Annotated in this window: 17 protein-coding genes; 9 read left to right on the top strand and 8 right to left on the bottom strand. The window is 52.3% G+C overall.

Annotated features, from left to right (window positions below; genetic code table 11):
• The first annotated feature begins 81 nt into the window (after window positions 1–81).
• Window positions 82–1,491, top strand: a complete 1,410-nt coding sequence (locus tag FE845_RS13135) for a sodium-dependent transporter (RefSeq protein WP_200365346.1) — start codon at window positions 82–84, stop codon at window positions 1,489–1,491.
• Here the strand turns inward: FE845_RS13135 and FE845_RS13140 are convergent.
• From FE845_RS13140 to FE845_RS13155, 4 genes are all read right to left on the bottom strand, one after another.
• A complete protein-coding gene (locus tag FE845_RS13140) occupies window positions 1,414–2,400 on the bottom strand; it encodes an NAD-dependent protein deacetylase (protein WP_200365349.1) in 987 nt (328 codons plus the stop codon). The two genes, FE845_RS13135 and FE845_RS13140, sit on opposite strands and share 78 nt — an antisense overlap.
• A gap of 29 nt (window positions 2,401–2,429) precedes the next feature.
• Window positions 2,430–3,161, bottom strand: a complete 732-nt coding sequence (locus FE845_RS13145) for a spermidine synthase (protein ID WP_200365351.1) — start codon at window positions 3,159–3,161, stop codon at window positions 2,430–2,432.
• A 5-nt stretch (window positions 3,162–3,166) separates the two neighbouring features.
• A complete protein-coding gene (locus FE845_RS13150) occupies window positions 3,167–3,730 on the bottom strand; it encodes a DUF1415 domain-containing protein (protein WP_200365353.1) in 564 nt (187 codons plus the stop codon).
• A 176-nt stretch (window positions 3,731–3,906) separates the two neighbouring features.
• The gene (locus FE845_RS13155; protein ID WP_200365355.1) at window positions 3,907–5,493 is read right to left on the bottom strand and encodes an ABC-F family ATPase; all 1,587 of its coding nucleotides are present in this window, start codon (window positions 5,491–5,493) and stop codon (window positions 3,907–3,909) included.
• Between the two features lie 183 nt (window positions 5,494–5,676).
• Here FE845_RS13155 and FE845_RS13160 point away from each other — a divergent pair, with 183 nt between their 5' ends.
• Entirely contained in the window at window positions 5,677–5,955 is a 279-nt protein-coding gene (locus FE845_RS13160) for a peptidylprolyl isomerase (protein WP_227714319.1), read from the top strand.
• A gap of 115 nt (window positions 5,956–6,070) precedes the next feature.
• Here the strand turns inward: FE845_RS13160 and FE845_RS13165 are convergent, their stop codons facing one another.
• The gene (locus FE845_RS13165; RefSeq protein ID WP_200365357.1) at window positions 6,071–6,889 is read right to left on the bottom strand and encodes a DUF2059 domain-containing protein; all 819 of its coding nucleotides are present in this window, start codon (window positions 6,887–6,889) and stop codon (window positions 6,071–6,073) included.
• A 167-nt stretch (window positions 6,890–7,056) separates the two neighbouring features.
• Here FE845_RS13165 and FE845_RS13170 point away from each other — a divergent pair, with 167 nt between their 5' ends.
• Window positions 7,057–7,716 (top strand): lysozyme-like domain containing protein, encoded by a 660-nt coding sequence (locus tag FE845_RS13170; protein ID WP_320159695.1) that lies wholly within the window; start codon window positions 7,057–7,059, stop codon window positions 7,714–7,716.
• Here the strand turns inward: FE845_RS13170 and FE845_RS13175 are convergent, their stop codons facing one another.
• From FE845_RS13175 to FE845_RS13185, 3 genes are all read right to left on the bottom strand, one after another.
• A complete protein-coding gene (locus FE845_RS13175) occupies window positions 7,717–8,616 on the bottom strand; it encodes a LysR family transcriptional regulator (RefSeq protein ID WP_200365359.1) in 900 nt (299 codons plus the stop codon).
• Between the two features lie 455 nt (window positions 8,617–9,071).
• Entirely contained in the window at window positions 9,072–10,754 is a 1,683-nt protein-coding gene (locus FE845_RS13180; protein ID WP_200365361.1) for an AMP-binding protein, read from the bottom strand.
• Between the two features lie 397 nt (window positions 10,755–11,151).
• On the bottom strand, window positions 11,152–11,580 hold the full coding sequence (locus FE845_RS13185) for an Lrp/AsnC family transcriptional regulator (RefSeq protein WP_200365363.1): 429 nt from the start codon (window positions 11,578–11,580) through the stop codon (window positions 11,152–11,154).
• A 116-nt stretch (window positions 11,581–11,696) separates the two neighbouring features.
• Between FE845_RS13185 and FE845_RS13190 the strand changes: the two genes are divergently transcribed.
• From FE845_RS13190 to FE845_RS13215, 6 genes are all read left to right on the top strand, one after another.
• A complete protein-coding gene (locus FE845_RS13190; RefSeq protein ID WP_200365365.1) occupies window positions 11,697–12,803 on the top strand; it encodes an arginine N-succinyltransferase in 1,107 nt (368 codons plus the stop codon).
• Window positions 12,793–13,599 (top strand): DUF1338 domain-containing protein, encoded by an 807-nt coding sequence (locus FE845_RS13195; protein WP_200365367.1) that lies wholly within the window; start codon window positions 12,793–12,795, stop codon window positions 13,597–13,599. Before FE845_RS13190 ends, FE845_RS13195 begins: the two co-directional genes overlap by 11 nt.
• A gap of 210 nt (window positions 13,600–13,809) precedes the next feature.
• On the top strand, window positions 13,810–14,475 hold the full coding sequence (locus FE845_RS13200; RefSeq protein ID WP_200365369.1) for a hypothetical protein: 666 nt from the start codon (window positions 13,810–13,812) through the stop codon (window positions 14,473–14,475).
• A 75-nt stretch (window positions 14,476–14,550) separates the two neighbouring features.
• A complete protein-coding gene (locus tag FE845_RS13205; protein ID WP_200365371.1) occupies window positions 14,551–15,048 on the top strand; it encodes a hypothetical protein in 498 nt (165 codons plus the stop codon).
• On the top strand, window positions 15,045–15,950 hold the full coding sequence (locus FE845_RS13210; protein ID WP_227714321.1) for an alpha/beta fold hydrolase: 906 nt from the start codon (window positions 15,045–15,047) through the stop codon (window positions 15,948–15,950). Before FE845_RS13205 ends, FE845_RS13210 begins: the two co-directional genes overlap by 4 nt.
• Window positions 15,947–16,732: a ZIP family metal transporter gene (locus tag FE845_RS13215; RefSeq protein WP_200365373.1), complete on the top strand. Its 786-nt coding sequence runs from the start codon at window positions 15,947–15,949 to the stop codon at window positions 16,730–16,732. The genes FE845_RS13210 and FE845_RS13215 overlap by 4 nt, the downstream gene beginning before the upstream one ends.
• Window positions 16,733–16,744: the final 12 nt, after the last annotated feature.

The following is a 16,744-nucleotide window of genomic DNA, read 5'->3' on the forward strand; positions in this document are numbered from 1 at the left end:
AAGACATTTGCTTTGCGGGGCCTTGAGTAACTCAGGCCCCCGCGCTTCCAAACAAAAACAAGTATCTAGCAGGAGACAATCATGTCGGAATCAAATGCGCCTATTGCAGGGGCAATGGAAGGTTCTAACGCAAACCGAGGGCTTTGGTCTTCACGTTTTGCTTTTATTCTTGCCGCCACAGGCTCTGCCGTTGGCTTAGGTAATATCTGGAAATTCCCCTACGTCACCGGCGAAAATGGCGGCGGCGCTTTTGTGTTGGTTTATCTTCTTTGCATCGCCGCCATTGGCTTGCCCATCATGATGGCTGAAGTGCTGATTGGTCGCCGCGGCGGGAGAAGCCCGGTTAATAGCCTTAGGCAGATTACCAAGCAACAGAATCTCAACCCGTCCTGGCGATTGGTCGGCGCAATCGGTGTCATCGCTGGCTTCTTGATTCTGTCGTTTTACTCGGTCATTGGTGGCTGGGCAGTTTCTTACGTGGGTACCGCAGCCACTGGGCAATTCACCGGCCAGTCTGCTGATGCCATTGGAGCAATTTTCTCTGACCTGCTCGCAGACCCAGCTACCTTGTTGATGTGGCACACCCTGTTTATGGCATTGGTCATGCTTGTGGTGGCAAAGGGCGTTCGTGCCGGGCTTGAACGTGCTGTGAGTATACTAATGCCAGCCCTATTTCTTTTGCTGCTCGCGGTTGTGGGCTATGCCATGACTACCGGTGAGTTCGGGCGGGCTGTCTCTTTCCTGTTTCAACCGGACTTCTCCAAACTCACTACCGCTGGCGTTCTGGTAGCTCTTGGCCATGCATTCTTCACCCTTAGCCTCGGCATGGCAGTAATGATGGCCTACGGCTCTTACCTGCCAAAGAACATTTCCATCGCCAAAACATCTATTGCTGTGTGCGTTATCGACACGGGCGTGGCGTTGCTGGCTGGTTTAGCTATCTTCCCGATTGTCTTCGCCAACGGTCTTGAGCCGGGCGCAGGTCCAGGCCTCATCTTCCAGACCCTGCCTTTGGCGTTTGGTCAAATGCCAATGGGCAGCCTGTTCGGGACCTTGTTCTTCATACTGTTGATATTTGCAGCTTGGACCTCCGGCATTTCCCTACTGGAGCCCATTGTTGAGTGGTTGGAAGAACAAAAAGGTATGACCCGCATCACCAGCACCTTGGGTGCAGGCTTTGTATGCTGGGCTCTGGGTATTGCTTCGATTCTTTCCCTGAACCTGTGGTCAGGCTTTGCACCACTGGGATGGATAGGCATGCTTGAAGGCAAAACCATCTTTGACCTGCTGGACTTCTTTACCGCCAACATCATGTTGCCTTTGGGCGGCTTGCTGGTTGCGGTATTCGCTGGCTGGATTATGTCCCGAAAGGCCATGGAGGAAGAGCTTGCGCTCTCGAAGCCCATGTTCAATCTATGGTTTGTCACCGTGCGTTTCATTACACCGGTGGCTGTGGGCACAGTGTTTGTTTACAACCTTGTAGGGGCGTAAGCAAGCCTGAAGCTGATCGAGGGAGGCCTTTAGGGTCTCCCCGATTCTTGCATTCAGTTTCAAATCCGCTAGATCTTCCGCACGTGTTCTACCCAAATTAAGCGTCGCAATCGGCTTACCGAGTTCTTTGGCGTACCGGCAAAAGCGAAAACCCGAGAAAACCATCAATGACGAACCAATCACCAGCAAGCCGTCACTCGCCTTGAGCGCATCCAGCGCTATATCGACTCTTTGCTTGGGTACATAGTCCCCGAAAAACACGACGTCCGGCTTCAGTATTCCTGAGCATTGAGGACAGTCTGCAAGCTTGAAACTAGAGAAATCCACGTTCAAATCCGCGTCCCCATCCGGAGCCGTCTCCGCTTTGTATTTCTGAAAAGCCGGATTAAGATCCGCGCAACGCTCGTGAACGTCGTCCCGACGGCACCTGTAACCACAACTCATGCACAACACTTCATCTGCACGGCCATGCAGATCACTTACACCTTGTGTGCCGGCTTTCTGATGCAAGCGATCCACATTCTGGGTGACCACCAAACTGGAATGGTTGCGCAATTCCAATTCAGCGATATGAAAGTGGGCGGAGTTAGGCTTTGCATTGCGGATCACAGGCCAGCCGATCAGGCTGCGGCCCCAGTACCGCTGACGGGTTTCATAGTTGTCCATGAACTCGCGGTGTTGAACCGGTTGCTTGCGCTTCCAGGCGCCTTCGCCATCACGATAGTCGGGGATCCCGGAGTCTGTGCTCACACCCGCACCGGTAAGGATCATCAGTTTGGGGTAGCGGTGAATAAAGTCCGCCAGCAGCTCACCCGCCTGCTCCGGTTCGTGCAAAACCGGTGGCCTGTCTAGCTCCGGCAGGCGCTGGTTTGAGCTGAAGGGGCGAGTTCGGTGTGTTATCACTGCCATACCGCTCTCCTTTACATTCGCCGGCTGATTCAGCCCGGTTTGCGGGCCACGTATACGGTGTTGAAAGACTCTCTGTTCTGGAACGGGTTGTAGAAGCTGACCACGTGGCAAGCCACTTCGGTGAAGACTTCCCGCAACACGTCCATGAATACGGAATCTTCACCTTCATTGGACCACATGGCAAAGATACCACGGGGTTTGAGTTGCCGTGCCATGCGGCTAATGTTCTCGGTGGTGTAGAAGCTGGCGTTGGAGTCGTGCAGTAGAGCGCGTGGCGAGTGGTCTATATCAAGCAAAATGGCATCAAATTCTTTGCCGGGTGTTTGGGGGTCAAAACCTCCCGTTTCGGGTTCGGCTATGGCAAGGTCAAAGAAGCTGCCGTGAACGTAGCGGCTGCGGGCATCGGCGTTGATGTCTTTACCGAGGGGAACATACTCTTGCTGGTGCCAGCGGATCACGGGTTCGAGGTATTCAACGATCAGTAGCTCTTCTACTCGTTGATGTTTGAGTGCGGCAACGGCGGTGTAGCCTAGTCCTAAACCACCAACAACTACGCTGAGGTTGTCGCCTTCGGTTTGATTCAGCCCGAGGTCTGAGAGTGCGACTTCGGCGTCTACGAACATGCTGGACATGAGAAACTCTTCGCCGAGTTTTACTTCGTAGATGTCTCGCTCGCCCAGTGCTGGGATACGCCGGCGCCGCAGTGTGATTTCGCCGATTTCGGAGGGTTGGCTATCTATTTGCTCGAACAGTCTTGCCACTTTGACTACTCCCCCGTGTTCTCTGAGGCCTTCAGGCACCCAGCCAAAATACCCCGCATTTTCTCTGCACCAAGCTTATTCATCAGCTCAATGTTTCGCGGTGGTATCCCATCCACATCCGGGTGGTTGTCGATCGCCGCTTCCAAACTCGCTTCCCGCAACAGGTGGAGCATCGGGAACGGGGAACGGTTGGTGTAGTTCTCAGCAGCATCCGGTGCCGTGTCGGCAAACTGGTAGTCCGGGTGGAAGCTGGCGATCTGGTAGATGCCTTCCATATCCAGATAGGTCAACAACCCGTCCGCAGCGCCTAGAAACTCGTTGTAATCCGGAAAGTCCTGCAATACCTGAGGGTGAATCAGGAGGGTGGTTTCGATTTCCGGTTCATCGTCCAAGCGCAGTAGTTCGGTTTGCAGGACCTGAAGCAGTTCGTCTTCGTTATTGGCCTCTGTTACAACAAACCGAACGCGGTCTTTGACCAGTTCGCGTTTAGCAAATGGGCATAAGTTATAGCCTATAACAACGTCTTCGACCCATTTCCGGGTTGCTGGTATAACGGTTCCTTCGTTCACCTCAAGCTCCTCTTTTGGTTGATCCAAACTGTGCAGTTCAGGTCGGGTAGGCTGGCAGGGCTGTCCAAAAAATGTGCGGAGCCATGGGTGGCGGAGCCAAGCGTACAAGGACGTATTAACAGCGGTTTTTTGGACAGCCCTGCCAGCCTGCCCAGCCCCAAAAGTATCAGTAAGGCTTAAACATACCCCTGACTACGAAGGTAATCATCATAAGTCCCGCTAAAGTCAGTAATCCCATCAGGCGTAACCTCAATAATCCGAGTCGCCAAGGAAGACACAAACTCCCGATCGTGACTCACGAAAATCAATGTACCGGGATAGTTCTCCAGCGCCAGATTCAGCGCCTCGATGGACTCCATATCCAAGTGGTTGGTGGGCTCATCCAGCAGCATCACATTGGGCTTTTGCAGAATGAGCTTGCCGAACAGCATGCGCCCCTGCTCACCACCGGAGATGACTCGCACCGATTTGCCAATGTCATCACCGGAGAACAACATACGCCCAAGAGTACCGCGAACCAGCTGCTCACCGCCCGTAGTCCACTGCGCCATCCAGTCTGAAAGCGTATCGTCTGCGGCAAAGTCGTCTGTGTGATCCTGAGCGTAGTAGCCAACTTCAGCGCTGTCCGTCCATTTAACCTCACCGCTATCTGGCTCATAGGCTCCAGCCAAACACTGCAGTAACGTGGTTTTTCCGATACCGTTAGGGCCAATCACGGCCACGCGTTCACCGGCTTCAACCTGCAAGTTCAGTTTGTTGAACAACACATTCCCATCAAAACCCTTAGTCAAATCCCGAACGGTTACCGCTTGGCGATGCAACTTTTTACCCTGTTCAAACCGGATAAACGGGCTAACGCGGCTGGATGGCTTTACTTCATCCAACTGGATTTTGTCGATTTGGCGGGCACGGGAAGTGGCCTGCTTTGCTTTCGAGGCGTTGGCTGAGAAGCGGCTAACAAATTGCTGCAGTTCTGCAATTTGGGCTTTTTTCTTGGCATTGTCCGAGAGCATACGCTCGCGAGCCTGAGTGGCTGCCGTCATGTACTCATCGTAGTTGCCCGGAAACAGCCTTAGCTCGCCATAGTCCAGATCAGCCATGTGAGTGCACACGCTGTTGAGGAAGTGGCGGTCGTGGGAGATGATGATCATGGTGCTGCTGCGGGCCACCAGAATGTTTTCCAACCAACGGATGGTGTTGATGTCCAAGTGGTTGGTGGGCTCATCAAGTAACAAGACGTCTGGGTCCGAAAACAGTGCCTGTGCCAGCAGAACCCGCAACTTCCAGCCCGGGGCTAGGTTGCTCATTGGCCCATCATGTTGCTCAAGAGGAATATCCAGTCCCAGAAGCAATTCACCTGCACGAGATTCAGCGGTGTAGCCGTCCATCTCGGCAAACTGCACCTCCAGATCCGCCACAGCCATGCCGTCTTCTTCGCTCATCTCGGCGAGTGAGTAGATGCGGTCACGCTCTTTTTTTACGTTCCACAACTCTTCATGGCCCATGATGACGGTATCCATGACAGAGCAGGTCTCATAGGCAAATTGGTCCTGCCGCAGCTTACCCAAGCGAACGTTTGGCTCCAGCATAACCTGACCCGCAGACGGTTCCAGGTCGCCACCAAGGATTTTCATCAAGGTGGATTTGCCACAGCCGTTAGCCCCGATCAGGCCATAGCGATTGCCGTTACCGAATTTGGCAGAAACGTTTTCAAACAGGGGTTTAGCCCCGAATTGCATGGTGATATTGGCAGTAGAGATCAAGAAACAAACCTATAGATGTGAGGGCCAGCACCGCGCTGGCTAAAGAAAGCGGGCATTGTACAGGTTTGCAGTGGCAACTGTGAGGCCGCAGAAACACCCATAAAAAGGGCTTGCCTCAGGCGATGGGTACGGGCAGCATTCGTTCTCTGAGGTACACCTACATTTTATTTAAGGACAATTTCCATGACTCAAGCAACCGCACGCCACATTCTGGTAGACAGTGAAGCAAAGTGTGAAGAGCTAAAGAAAGAAATCGAAGGCGGTAAAGACTTTGCTGAAGTTGCAAAGCAACACTCCTCCTGCCCATCTGGTCGTAACGGTGGCGATCTGGGCTCATTCGGCCCTGGCCAAATGGTTCCAGAGTTCGACAAAGTGGTCTTCAATGGCGAAATCAATAAGGTACTTGGGCCGGTAAAGACCCAGTTCGGATACCACCTGCTAGAAGTAACTAGCCGCGGCTAAAGGGCTGCCTAGCGTCCCTGTCAGCGAAATAGCCAGACGGTACACTAGTGTAATGATTGGCTCCTGAAACAATCAGGAGCCAACGTCCACCCAATCAAAACAATGTTGGTATTCCTTACTTTTGCGGAGCGAGGAATCGTGCCATCTGATTGCCGATGGACTCGACTGGATCGGTAATGGCTTGCTGAATGCTTCGAGTGACACTTTTCGTAAACGCCGACCCCGGGCCACTTTCCAGAAAGTCGATGTACAGCTTCATTTCCTGATCGCTGATTTTTTCGTATGTATGCAGATAGCTGTCATACACCTGCTGCTCAACAACACCTCGGATAGTACCGCGCTGGCTCTCGAATTTCTGTTTCAGCTCATCGTAGTTTGCCGAATCGTTGCGAAAGGCAGCCATGGCTGTTGCCAGCCCAAGTTGCACGGCAATGGTAGTATCAACCGCGCTTTCAGTTGCGCGAGCCGCACGGTCGAACCGCGCGAACATCTGGGCACGGCCCGTCCCCTTGTACTTATTATTCAGCTCCGAGGCCTTGGCTCGCATCTGTTGCCACGCGGCCGGGTCTGAAGCTGCAATTTCCGCCGCCGAGACTTTTCGGGCGACGGGTGTCGCATACCAACCTTCTACGGCTTCAAGCTGCTTGCCGGAGAGGTCGCGCTCCAGATTGCTCACAATTTGCTGCTCTATATCCGCCGCACGAAAACTGTTACTCACAACATACCCTATGGTGTCAGCAACCATAGGCGGCAACTGCTGGCTGCGCTTCAAGCCTTCACGAATGCCTTCACTCATCATCGCAGGGTAGCGATCAACAATATCGTCGATAGGCGATGCCGACAGAACCTGCTGGGCACTGGGTGCAGCCATGGCGGGGCCAGCCAGAAACAAACCGGTGACTAAAAGAGGTTTAACTAGGGTACTAAGCTTCATTTCACTATCATCCTGTTTGATGGATGCAGCGTTTATGACACGCGCACCCTCCCCTGAGCAAGTAATCCATGGGTCCCGGAGATGACAGTTTGGTAGGAAAATTCTGGAGGCCAGCACGTCCACATAAAAGAAAGCGCCAGACCCGCCGCAACCTGTGGCAGTCCCGCATAAAATGGTACGGGCTTCCGGTTCTGGGTTTGGTTGTCGGTATCTGGGCTACTCTGCGTTTTAGCTTGCTTGCTCCGGATCCACCTGTAAACCCGAACGATCTGTGTGAAATTTTTCGTGAGCACACCGTTTGGTATGACTACGCAAAAAAGTCTCAGGAACGCTGGGGCACGCCCATTGCCACTCAAATGGCATTCGTATATTACGAATCTTCATTCCGGAGCCATGCCCGGCCACCCAGAACTCAACTATGGGGCTTTATACCCTGGTCCCGTCCGACCACTGCCTATGGATATGCGCAAGCGCTGGATCCAGCCTGGGGGGAGTACCTTGCAGCCAATGGGGATGGCATTTTTACCGTGCGTACAGACATGGAATACGCTCTGGATTTCGTAGGCTGGTACAACCATCTGACCAATCGCCAGCTTGGTATTCCGTTCTATAACCCGCGCCAGCTGTATCTTGCTTATCATGAGGGCCGTGGTGGCTACGCTCGCAAAACGTTTGCGCGCAAGCCCGAGGTTACAGCTTTAGCTTCACGGGTTCAGGCCCGCGCTTTCCGATACGATAACCAGCTCAAATCCTGTGAGCAGGAGTTCCAATGTTGGCGCTGGTATCAGTTCTGGCCATTTTGTAGCGCGAACCCATCGCCCCAGTAATCAGGCTACCGGATTAAACTCAATAGCGGCTGCCTGCGCCTGTAAGCGGTCCACCAGAAACTCCATCACAATACGAACTCTCGCCATCTGATGCGTGTCCTGGCTTACATGCACCCATAGATCAACACTTTCACCCTCAAGAGGGTCTGACAGGCGGCGTAACTCTTTTGTGCCCTCTCCCAAATAACATGGCAATACCGCAAGGCCTGCACCTGATCGCGCCAGCGCATGCATGGCATGCAAGCTGTTGCAGCGGATAACGGAAGTGGCATTTTTCAAATGCTTGCGATACCAGCGACCTGTTGCCAGATGGCTAAAGGTGTCATCCGGAATTATCCAAAGACACTCCTCAGGCTGGTTTTCAATATCCATATTACGGTGGCGACGACAATAACTGGCAGAGCCATAGACTGCGGATTCAATCGCCGCTATGCGTTCTCCTTCCAGAGTTGCCTGAGGTTTGTTCTCAGGACGCAGAGTGAGGTCCGCCTCCCTGTGCGTGAGATTGGTTACGTCGTTATCGGTAAGCACTTCTAACTCAATATCCGGATACTCACGCACCAGCTCGGCCAAAACCGATCCGAGCAGCTCGCTCATCATCGTGTCTTCAGCCGCCAAACGCACCTTTCCTACCGGGGCTGCATCCTGCCCGACCAGCTTGCGCTCGAGATTTTCCATCTCCACGGACAGTTTTTCCGCATTACGGAAAGCGGTTTCCCCTACCGGCGTTAGCTGTAGTCCATCTCGGTTGCGCTCAAAAAACTGCACCCCCAAAGACTCTTCCATCTGGTCTAACCGGCGCAAAACCGTCGTTTGATGAACGCCCAGTATTTCTCCGGCTTTAGCGAGAGTTCCACCTATTGCCAGAGCGTGTATATATCGAAGATAATCCCAATCCATAGCTACTGCATATTTGCAACGTGAGTACGGAGTTTAACGTATTTACGCTGCAAAAAAATACCCCTATACTTGGCTGTAAATTCGGGCTAATCCCATTTTATTCACTGACAAATAGCAACTCACCAGATAAGGGAGGAAGTCGCTATGGCACAAAGACATATGACAACCGTTCAACCGCTACCGTCCAGTATCCTCCACAACAGTACTGCGGTGAGAAGTCAGCACACACGTGCGGCTGCAAAGATGGCGGTTCAATTTATGAGCCGCAAACTACGGTCATTTAACCGTAAGGCTGTAGCTGTAACGCCTGACATCACCCAGATGCAAGGCGGACACTGATTCCAGTCGGGTTAACGTAAAGAGCTGCACCTTATAGCGCAGCTCTGAAGCAACTAGCCAAACTGAAAACGCCGGTGGTTCTGACCCCAGAGCCACCGGCGTTTTGCATTGTTACGTTAGAACTCCCACACCACTTTCTTTTTCTCCTCAAACCAAGCATCCATTTTGCGGTTGTATACATCCTCAATCACATTACGCTTGATTTTCATGGTGGGCGTCAGCATGCCGTTCTCCATGGTCCAAGGCTCTTTCACAACAACCACAAACGACACTTTTTCATGGGCCTCGCAGCCTTCGTTCACCGCATCCAATTCGTTTAGCAGCTCCTGCTCCAACTCCTCCCGGTTCATTCCTGCTGCAAGCGCATCTCGAACTTCCTCTGATAGAAGCAGCATCAGGCAGGGTTGAGGCTGGTTTGCCCCAGCCACACAGACTGCTTCTACCGATGGATGATTAAACCGGTTCTCAATAGGAACCGGCACAACATATTTACCCTTCGACGTTTTAAACAGGTCTTTTACCCTGCCCGTAATTTTTAGGTAACCATCGGCGTTGATTTCACCCATATCTCCGGTTTTGAGAAAACCATCGGGGGTAACGTCTTCGCGAGTTTTCTCTTCGTCCTGATAGTAGCCCAACATCATGCCGGGGCTTTTCACCAGCAGCTCTCCACCATCGCCTATACGGTGTTCCACCCCAGGGTTTGTCACACCCACATAGCCGATTCTGGCCTGCCCGGGTCGGCTCGCGTGGGAGTAACCGAAGTTTTCCGTCATACCGTAGACTTCCAGCAATTCCAGCCCTAGGTTTCGATACCAGGTAATTATCTCTTCAGACAGAGGTGCCGCCCCTGTTAGGGCGGCCCGGCAATGATCCAACCCCAGCTGTTTGAGAACCTTCTTTTTCACCACGGAGCGAATAAGCGGAATATTGAACAATAGCTTTTGCTTTTTGGGCGGCAACTTGGCGTTGATGCCAAGGTAAAATTTCATCCACAGCCGAGGAACCGAGAAGAACAGGGTCGGCCGGGCACGCTGCAAATCCTGCTGGAAGGTATCCAGTGTATTAGCGAAATACACATGAAAGCCGAAGTACAGCGATTGGGTTTCAACCGCCGCTCGTTCAGCCACGTGGGCCAGAGGCAGATAAGACAGCATGCGATCCTCTGACGAAGCCGTAAACATCTGCTGTAAACCATCCGCAACTGACATCATCGCGCGAAAACTGTGCATTACACCCTTGGGGCGCCCGGTACTTCCAGAGGTATAAGCAATGGTGGCCAAGGTATCAGGATCTGGTAGTACCGGCGTTGCGGGTTCATGCTCGGCAATGATCTCCAACCATTTGGGCGTATCATCTCGCGGCGACATAGGCAAAGAGATAATGGGTAGATCTGAAGGAATGTGCCCTTTTATATCGTTCCAACCATCTGCTGTTCCGTCGAGCTTACCCAAAAACAGCAATTTTGCTCCGCTGTGCTCAAGGATATAGGCAGCTGCCTCGCCATTAAGCGTAGGGTAAAGCGGCACAGAGACATGCCCGGCAGCCCAGATGGCAAGATCCGACAATAGCCAGTGCGCGCTGTTTTTGCCCAGAATGGCGATTTTGCTGCGCTCTGGCAGCTCAAGACTGTTGATATGAGCCGCCATACGTGACACCTGATCAGCGGCTTGTTTCCAGGTAATGTCTGCCACAGAGCCGTCAGGGTATGGCTGGGTCAGATAGACCTTTTCAGGGCTTTTTTCTGCCCAATAGAATAAACAGTGCAAAGAGGTCTGCCTGTCGGGATTTACTGCCATGAAAACTCCTTATTTTTGTTATCGCTGTTGGCTCAAAGCCAACCTTGAGATATTGACCCAGTTTAATAAGTGTCTATACGGATAGTAGCGGTATTTTGGAAGACCTCAATGGCATTAAACACCTGCCTCACTGGCTAAACCAACCCATAGTCAGCAAGTGGCCGAGTGCGGCTGATAATTTTTATGTGACATTCATCAAGATTGGTCTAGAGTGGAAACTGCAGCGTATCGAATTCCATCACTCATAGGAGATCACCATGAGACAATCGACCCGCTCTTTCCTAATCTTCCCTGCTTGGGGATTTATTCTGCTTGGATCAGCCGCTTTTTTATACAGCGCCTACGCGGGCATGCTGGGCTCCTGAGAATCGTGCGTTAGAACAACATGGGAAAGCGCCTAACGGCGGAAGCGGGTTTCTAATACCACTGCCGAGTTAGTGCGCTCAACACCCTCAAGATTACCAATCTCATCCAATACAGCACTCAGCTCTTCCAACGACTGTGCCTGCAAAATCGCGATAAGATCGTACTCCCCGCTTACCGAAAACAGCTGTGACACCTGACTAATGCCTTCAAGCAATGAGTTGGTTCGTGCCGTCAGCTTCTGGGCAACCTTTATCGAAACATGCGCTTCAACTTGGTTGGACGAGAAAGCGCCTCCCAGTTGAACTGCATAGCCCGCAATAACACCGCTGGCTTCCAGCCGAGCTATCCTGTTTTGCACCGTTGAGCGCGACAGATGCAGCGCCTTGGCTAAGTCCGTAATGCTGATTCTGGCGTTGTGCCGCAGCAGCATAAGAAGCTTCTGGTCTTTATGATTGATCATTTTGGCAAGCCTCTAGGTTATTTTGATAAAAGCATAGCTCATTACGATCAATATGCATCTGCAAACTGGCAGTACCCCGCGGCATACTGTTTCAAAACAACGTCAGGTTGCAGCCTATGATCATTCGCCCTATTACCGACAAAGATCTGGACACCCTGTTTCAGATAGCTGAAGAGTCCGGCCCGGGGTTCACGTCTTTAATGCCCGATAAGGATGCTTTGGCACAAAAAGTTGACCATTCCATGGCCAGTTTTGAGCGCAAGGTGGTTCGTCCTGCCGATGAACACTATTTATTTGTGCTAGAGGATGAAGCCACTGGCGACGTTATGGGCACAACCGGTATTGAGGCCAACGCAGGGCACACTCAGCCGCTTTACCATTTCCGGCGCAACACGGTTACTCACCATTCCCGGGATCTTGATCTTCGCCGCAGCGTAGAAACCCTCACCCGCTGCAACCATTACACCGGCTATTCCGAAATTTGCTCGCTCTATTTACGCCCGGAATTCCGTCAAGCCAACGCGGGGAAACTACTCTCCCGGGTACGCTTCCTATTTATGGCCCTGCACCCCGAGCGTTTTTCACACAATATAATTGCCGAAATGCGTGGGGTTTCGGATGCTGCCGGCCAGTCACCGTTCTGGAATTGGTTGAGAGCCCACTTCGTGGATATGGAGTTCGGCCAGGCTACGCATTTGGTTGGCGCTGGCTACACGGACTTCATTGATGAGCTGATGCCATCTCACCCACTTTATACCTGCCTTATGAGCCCAGAAGCCCGCGCGGTTCTCAGCCAAGTGCACAGCCAAACCCGGCCAGCTTTGCGGATACTTGAAGCAGAAGGATTTCAACACAAAGGGTTTATAGATCTTTTTGATGCAGGGCCAACGGTTGAGTGTGCACTGGCCGACATTCGCAGTGTGAGAACCTCTAATGTCTGCAGAGCCAGAGTTGGTGGGTCAGAAGCATTTGGGAAAACCGGATTTGGGCACAGGCAACATGGGGAAAACGGGCCAACACTTATAACCAACGCAGTTACAGCAGACTTTCGGGCAACGATCACAGCCGACGCATTCGAGGAGTCAGGTAACCTGATCATCTCTCCTGCGCTGGCTGACAAACTTCACCTTGAAGACGGCGATCTCTCGCGCATTTTGCCGCTGAGCCAAGCGAGACCAGCACAAACCCGAAATACCGCCATGGAGTTAAGTTATGCATACTGATCGCAACGCTTTATTCGAAAATCTTTGGGTGGATTATCAAAATGTTACGCCATCGGCTGTGCAAATACATCGTATTTTAGGGGCCGAGGAAGGCCAAGCAATCATCAACGATCATATCGCGCTGCGCACTTTCAACTTGCAGCCTGTAGGGTTGGGTGCACTTGCAGAACACTTTCTAGGCTTAGGGTACCGAGAAGGAGGCGATTACCACTTCAAAGCCAAAAAGCTCTATGCCCGCCATTATGAGCACCCGGACCCAGAGGCTCCACGGGTGTTTATTTCAGAGTTGCTAACGGAACAATGCTCTCCAGAGCTTCAAACAGTGGTGAAAAAGTTAGTCGAAGGAGTCACCGAGGAAAGCGTTGCTGCAGACAATTTTCTGTATTCAGGCCGACATTGGAGTTTGGATTACGACACCTATCGCAAGCTGTTAGACGAAAGCGAATATGCAGCTTGGCTCGCAGCTTGGGGTTACCGGGCAAATCATTTCACCGTAAGCGTAAATCATCTGCATAACTTTAAGACAGTCGCTGATATCAACCAACTCTTGAAGGATAACGGCTTCAAGGTGAATGCTTCCGGCGGCGAAGTGAAAGGCTCTCCGGAGGATTTGCTTGAGCAGTCTTCCACCATGGCCGACCGGGTTCCGGTTCAGTTTAGGGATCGGGAAGTAACCATTCCCAGCTGTTTTTATGAGTTCGCATTACGCTATGCCAAACCCGACGGCAGCCTATACAACGGATTTGTTGCCGCCTCTGCAGACAAGATCTTCGAGAGTACCAACGCCAGTATGTAGAACCTTAACGGCGCACTGTGCAGACCAGCAGACCCTGCTTACGCGCCGTTACAAAGAAATAACTTTTTACAACGGTGCGCAGCAAGTTAATTGTCTACTTTTTAAGCATCAGTATGTTTAACAGGCAGCCAGTTGATGAGCATTGCAAGTGGCTGCATAACAACAAAATAGCGGCAACGCCTCAAGGGCAAGCTCCGCTGGAGAAGAGAAATGTCTGCATCCGTAAACCATCTCGAAGAGCGCACCCAAGATTCGGGCGAACTGCTTGAAGACATCATGCCTTCTGCGATCACTCTGGCGATGATGCTGCGCCATAAAAAAATGGCCGCATGGCTGCGCTCAGAGCTCGATGGCTATCAGGATCATGATGCCGCCCCTCCCTATCGAAAAGATTTGCCTGGACACATTGTTGCGAAATCCCCGCAATACGGATGGATTCCAGCGCCGGTAAGTGATCAACAAACGAAAGAGTTTGCTCACCTTGACCTGATCGACGGCACCAAGTCTTTGGAAAAAATCTGCGTCAACAGCAAAAAAGGCGACGGCAATCGTCTGCTGTTGGATGCCGATGACATGGCCATCCTGCAGAAGCAGATCAACCTCAGTGCCGAGCTGGCCATCAATCTCAGCAGAGACGTTTACTCAGGCATTCTCAGAACCGTGCGCGGCGCTGTGTATTTGTGGACACAGGCACTTATAGAAAAAGGCTTGGAGGGAGACCATAACCATTACAGCCGTGAGGAACGTGCTCTGGTTGCAGAACTGGACACCCCCGAGCACTTTTGGCGCACAGCAATGGATAATTTAGACACACTGCCAATTCCCGACGTGCGTTCTGCCGGATTTTTCGAACGGATGTTTGGGCGGGCAAGCTAGAGAACCGCTGATTAGGCTAAACTACCACCTTGTTCCCGAACAATTCCATTTTGTTCCATGCAACAAGGAGTAGCGATGAAGCCTGTTGTCACACTTACAATTGCCTGCCTGCTCTTACTGACTGGCTGCCAGTCACTGTCAGACACTCCCCCTGAGAGCGCGGCGGGCAATGAAAACCGGTCATCAAAAGCCGAAGCGGCAGACCGCAATACGGTTCTCCTGAGCGCCCAGCACTGCCTGAGCGAATACCTTAAGGAACAGGGCCGAGTTCATTACGGCCCCTGCCTTAAAATCATCACGATTAACGGTGATACGCCACAAGTTCGGCAGGATGGCTTTATCGCCCTTCCCGTTGCTACCCCGATGACTCTCGGCATCAGTTGCGTCTATCGCCATGCCGACGGTTCGCCGATCCCCGTCACCATGGAAACAGCCGATTTCAGCATCTCTGCGCAAGCCTTCACCAAGCCGGGAAACCGTTGGTATCTGCACGCACACACGCAAGCAAGGCAGGTTATTGGTTGTGAACCCACACTGTCACGATCAACAAAACCAACTCAGGCAACAGATTGAAAACGCTGGTTCTGCGCGATGGGCGCACATTAGCCTACACAGACGTTGGCGACCTGCACGGCTACCCTCTGATTTTTGGTCACGGCATGCCAGGGTGCCGGCTACAAGGCCAGTTTTTCCATAATCAAGCACTGAGACATGGCTTCAGAGTTCTTGCGCCTGACCGCCCCGGTATCGGTGGTTCAGGCGATCAACAGGGACGCCATTTACTGGATTACCCGAAGGATATTGAGCAACTGGCAGACTCACTTGGCTTGGAGACATTCAGTCACTTCGGCTGGTCTAGCGGCGGGTCGCGCACTCTGGCCTGCTGTTACGCACTGAGTGAGAGAGTGGAACTGGGCGTTTGCCTCTCGGGTTACACCAATTTTTCAGAATACGACAGCCGCCAAACACTGCGCGAGGGAGCCAACTGGCCAATTCCATGGCTGGCACGATATAGTCCCGGTCTCGTAAAGCTCTCAGTGCGACTTATAGCCCGCCTCTCCCGACGCCACCCAAGGCTATACATGCGGGAAGCGAAGAAGCTGGTTAACCAATCTGATCACGACCTGCTAAACCTGTTGCTGCGTGGAGATACCTTCCAACAAGACCAGATGGTCTGTATGGAAAGCGGCGGTAAGGCCATAGCAACCGACCTGCTCACCGAGCTTAAGGACTGGGGTTTTCGCTTAAATCAGGTACCGACACCGATTCTGATATACCAAGGAGAGGACGATGCATTCGTGCCCGTAGACTACGCACGTCACCTTGCGGAACATCTACCTAATGCAGAACTGACTTTGCTTCCTGCCACTGGGCACCTCTACCCCTTAGCGGAAGATTTCCAAGACAAGCTGTTCACAAACATTCGTCGACGACTAGCAAATAAAACTGATGTAAGGAGCCCCTTGCCATCATGAATTCAGGTATCAGCATTATTTGGCTTGGCGCGCTGGCAAGTCTGTTGGCAGGCCTTGCTACCGGCATTGGTGCTCTGGCCGTATTCTTCATCAAAGACCTATCTGACCGGCTGCAAGACAGCATGCTTGCTGCAGCTGCGGGCGTGATGTTGGCAGCCTCTTTCTTTTCCCTACTGTTGCCGGGGCTGGAACATGGTGAGGCACTACTGGGCTCAACCTGGGCTGCAGCATTGCTTGTGATATTCGGCATCCTATCCGGCGCAGGTGTTTTGTATTACGTTCATCAAAAGCTGCCCCACGAGCACTTCAACCTTGGGCCGGAAGGACCAGATGCCTCCCACATACGCCGTATATGGCTTTTTATTATCGCCATAACACTGCATAACTTTCCGGAAGGTATGGCTGTAGGTGTGGGCTTCGCCGGGGGCGACGTGCGCAACGGTTTTGTGTTGGCGCTGGGAATTGGCATTCAGAATATCCCGGAGGGCCTTGCCGTTGCGTTATCGCTCATGGCTATTCAATATTCCCGCACCAAAGCGTTCACCATTGCCTTAATGACAGGTCTGGCTGAACCCATCGGTGGCGTGTTCGGCGCTGCCATGGTTTGGTTGGCAGAACCCATTATGCCCTGGACACTGGGTTTTGCTGCTGGCGCCATGCTGTTCATCATCAGCAATGAGATCATTCCCGAAACCCACCGAAACCACTACAAAGCGCAAGTAACATTCGCATTACTGGTAGGTTTTGTCGTGATGATGTTTCTGGATGCCACATTGGGTTAATGTAGCGTACAA

Source organism: Marinobacter sp. 1-4A, from assembly GCF_016597725.1.
Classification (GTDB): Bacteria; Pseudomonadota; Gammaproteobacteria; order Pseudomonadales; family Oleiphilaceae; genus Marinobacter.

Coding starts and splice junctions, on each gene's coding strand:
- FE845_RS13135 (WP_200365346.1), top strand. CDS start 82: ATGTCGGAATCAAATGCGCCTATTGCAGGGGCAATGGAAGGTTCTAAC.
- FE845_RS13140 (WP_200365349.1), bottom strand. CDS start 2,400: ATGGCAGTGATAACACACCGAACTCGCCCCTTCAGCTCAAACCAGCGC.
- FE845_RS13160 (WP_227714319.1), top strand. CDS start 5,677: ATGACTCAAGCAACCGCACGCCACATTCTGGTAGACAGTGAAGCAAAG.
- FE845_RS13165 (WP_200365357.1), bottom strand. CDS start 6,889: ATGAAGCTTAGTACCCTAGTTAAACCTCTTTTAGTCACCGGTTTGTTT.
- FE845_RS13175 (WP_200365359.1), bottom strand. CDS start 8,616: ATGGATTGGGATTATCTTCGATATATACACGCTCTGGCAATAGGTGGA.
- FE845_RS13180 (WP_200365361.1), bottom strand. CDS start 10,754: ATGGCAGTAAATCCCGACAGGCAGACCTCTTTGCACTGTTTATTCTAT.
- FE845_RS13185 (WP_200365363.1), bottom strand. CDS start 11,580: ATGATCAATCATAAAGACCAGAAGCTTCTTATGCTGCTGCGGCACAAC.
- FE845_RS13190 (WP_200365365.1), top strand. CDS start 11,697: ATGATCATTCGCCCTATTACCGACAAAGATCTGGACACCCTGTTTCAG.
- FE845_RS13195 (WP_200365367.1), top strand. CDS start 12,793: ATGCATACTGATCGCAACGCTTTATTCGAAAATCTTTGGGTGGATTAT.
- FE845_RS13200 (WP_200365369.1), top strand. CDS start 13,810: ATGTCTGCATCCGTAAACCATCTCGAAGAGCGCACCCAAGATTCGGGC.
- FE845_RS13205 (WP_200365371.1), top strand. CDS start 14,551: ATGAAGCCTGTTGTCACACTTACAATTGCCTGCCTGCTCTTACTGACT.
- FE845_RS13215 (WP_200365373.1), top strand. CDS start 15,947: ATGAATTCAGGTATCAGCATTATTTGGCTTGGCGCGCTGGCAAGTCTG.